The organism is Mycobacterium sp., assembly GCF_049683935.1.
Lineage (GTDB): Bacteria > Actinomycetota > Actinomycetes > Mycobacteriales > Mycobacteriaceae > Mycobacterium.
Genome location: NZ_JBAUJR010000165.1, coordinates 1 through 1,868, shown reverse-complemented (window position 1 = coordinate 1,868; position 1,868 = coordinate 1). Strand labels below are relative to the sequence as shown.

The window sequence follows — 1,868 nt, the reverse complement described above, 5'->3', positions numbered from 1 at the left end:
GCGTGCGTCCGCGAGCTCGGCGTGCAGCGCGGCCACCCGGGCAGCGGGTGCGATGTCTTCGTGTTCGGGGCGGACCATGCGCAGGGAGTCCATCGACTCCGCGAGCATGTCCCAGTCGGCCCCGGTGTCGTACTCGAAGTCCGGTGGCGGCAGGTCGGACTCCGGGTCGGGAGGCAGGTCCGCGTCGCTCAGCTCGGGGTAGTAGTCGTCGAAGCCGGCCTCGAACACCGGGCCGGTCCCGGTGACGGTTGCGGTGGTGGTCTCGGGGGCGTGGTTCTGCGTGGTGGCGGGGGTCGACTCGTACGGGTCGATTTTTCCGGCGACGGTTGCTGCTGCCTCGTCCTCGGCAGGGTCGACCAGTGCGTGTTCGACGGCTGGGAAGTCGTGGTGGGTGAACTCGTGATGGCTCAGGGCGGTGATCCGCCACGCCAACGCTTGGGTGAGCTCGTCGGGGCGTAGTTCGTCGTCGACGTCGCGGGCCTGGGTGAGCAGCTCGTCGGTGAAGGCCAGGATCTGCTGCGGCTCCCAGTCGATGGGCGCGTTGTCGACCGCGGCGACGAGGGAGGGCCATGCGTGATCGCTGCGGATCGTGCGCGCGGTCTCCTCGCCGAACACGACGTCGAGGGCCGGCGTCCAGTGCGGTGCGAGGTGCTTGGACGGTGTCGTGGAGTCCAGAGCTGCCGGGCTCAGGGTGCGCGAGAGCCGCCACCACAGGGCTGCGGCGGGCATCTCGTCGGGTAGTGGGCGGTCCCCGGTGACCGAACGCAGCAAAGCGGGGACGTCGAGACCGGCGCGGCGGGCGGTGGTCAGCCGGAGTGCGAGCACCGGCCAGAACGGATCGGTGAGGATCCGCGGCTCGATCTTCAGGGCGAGCGCTCTCCAGGCGTTGGTGGCGGCATCGGGCGAGCCGATGACCGCTGCTGCCCTTTTGTCGAGCCGGTTCTGCTGCCGTTTGTGTGCGGCCGCGAACTGCGCGGGACCGGTGGGCCGGAGATCGATGTCGTCGACTGTGCGCGCTGCGCGCCACACGGCGAGGTCCGCGAGCAGGTCCCGGTGTTCGAGGAAGGGTCGGGCCCAGACCGGCGCGGTCTTGCTGGTCCAGCCGCGGGCTCGTTCGTCGACCGCTGTCGAGAGGGTGTCGACCAGTTCTGCGCGGGCGGTGAGGTAGTTGCTCCACGTCGGGTCTGCACGAAGGGCTGGAGGGATGGCGGGCAGCCACGGCAGGGGGCCGCTGCCGGCGGAATGCTCTCCGCTCGGGTCGAGCCTCCAGTCCAGGACGGCGGCGACGTCGACGGCGGTGTCGAGTTCGCGGTGGCTGGCGGCGCGGGCGAGTGCGGCGATTGGGTCGGTTCCCCCGACGGCGCGGATGGCCAGGTGCTTGCGCAGCACGGGCCATGCTGCAGCGTCGGTGACGCCGGGGACGACCTTGTCCGCTTCGGCATCGATGCGCTCCATCTCGTCGTCACCGAGGACCTGTTCTGCGGCGGTGCCGACGGCATCGTCGTAGGCCGCTGCGGCGATCGGGAGTCGCTCGGCGGGGTCTGCGAGTCGGCGGGCGGCGGTGGTGGCCGATTCCTGCGCGCCGTCTCGGCCGAGGATGCGGGTGAACAGGTCCACAGCCGTTTGCGGTGTGACGGCTTCAGGGGTGATGACCGAGTGTTCGTCGCCGTCGAGGGCGGACCCGAAGTACAGGTGGTTCTCGCTGCGGCCACGGGTAGCGGCGACGTAGGCGAGCTGCCGGGTCTCGCGTCCGCTCAGGACGGTGTGGCAGGTGTCGGCCGTGATGCCCTGCGCGCCGTGAATGGTGCGGGCGTATCCAAGGGTGACCTTCTCGCTGACGTAGTCGGCGGGCAGGGTCACCACACGAC

The 1,868-nt window shown here is 70.6% G+C and carries 1 protein-coding gene; it reads right to left on the bottom strand.

The window, feature by feature from the left end; all coding sequences use genetic code 11:
• Positions 1–1,868: C-terminal helicase domain-containing protein (locus WA965_RS09615; RefSeq protein ID WP_526447423.1), on the bottom strand; the 1,868-nt coding region annotated here is incomplete at both ends.